Below are 1,215 nucleotides of genomic sequence, written 5' to 3' on the forward strand. Positions count from 1 at the left end.
CTGATAACTGTGATATCCTTAATCGTTATTTGGAGGCTTAATATCATTTTTTGAACTGCTACAACAATGTGGCAGTTCTTTTTATATCCCAAAACAACAAAAAAACGAGGTGAGGTGAATGCCGAATGAACAGAATTTAATAGTTCCAAGCTCGAGTGAAGCTCGAAAAAATGGTGCAAAAGGCGGTAAAAAATCAGGCGAAGTCCGCAGGCGTAAAAAGACTATGAAGCAGGTAATGGACTTCCTGCTTGAACAGCCTGCCAATACCAGGGCGGACTATGAGTTTCTCGTGGAGCAGGGCATTGACCTTAACAGCCTTGACCCCGACTTCATAAATAATATGCTGCTTGTGAATGCGGCTCTTATGGCAAGGGCTAAGCAAGGGGACGTTGCGGCGGTGAAAGAGCTGCGTGACATTATCCGTGATGACGATATGCTCAAGCATAAGATAAAATACGATAACGCAAGGCTCAGGCTTGAAAAACAAAAGCTTGAGCCTGTTTCTATGCCTGATAAGGCGTACAGCGGTATCCCTGCGAGCCTTGTCGCTCCTACGTTCTCGCCTGTCCTGTTCGATATTGCAGAGCAGGAACATTCCGAGTATGTTTTCCCTGGCGGACGTGGTTCGACTAAATCCTCATTCTGCGGTCTGAACGTTATCGACCTGCTGATGAAGAACGAGAATATGCACGCCTGCGTCCTGCGTGCTGTGGCGAATACTCTTAAAGACAGCGTTTATTCTCAGATACTCTGGGCAATATCTGCACTTGGTCTTGATGATGAGTTTGCCTGCACAAAGTCGCCCCTTGAGATCACACGCATTTCAACAGGACAGAAAATATACTTTCGTGGTGCTGATGACCCGTACAAGATGAAGTCTATCAAGCCGCCTTTTGGCTATATCGGCATCGTGTGGTTTGAGGAGCTTGACCAGTTCGGCGGTGAAGAAGCTGTGCGAACGATAGAACAGTCTGTTATAAGAGGCGGCGAGAAAGCATATAAGTTCAAGTCTTTCAACCCTCCGAAGTCGGCTCAGAACTGGGCGAATAAGTACATCAAAGTGCCGAGAACGGACAGACTCGTTACCGAAAGCACTTATCTAACTGTGCCGAAAAAGTGGCTTGGCAAGCCTTTCCTTGATGACGCTGAATTTCTCAAAGAAACCAATCCCACTGCCTATGAGAACGAGTATATGGGCGTTGCAAACGGCACGGG

At 46.8% G+C, this 1,215-nt stretch carries 1 protein-coding gene; it reads left to right on the forward strand.

From position 1 onward, the window contains the following. Window positions 1–118: 118 nt before the first annotated feature. Window positions 119–1,215: PBSX family phage terminase large subunit (locus QVO88_RS08650; protein ID WP_288177932.1), on the forward strand; the 1,097-nt coding region annotated here is incomplete at its 3' end.

The sequence above is a fragment of the Ruminococcus sp. CAG:57 genome (assembly GCF_000435935.1).
GTDB lineage: Bacteria > Bacillota > Clostridia > Oscillospirales > Ruminococcaceae > Hominimerdicola > Hominimerdicola aceti.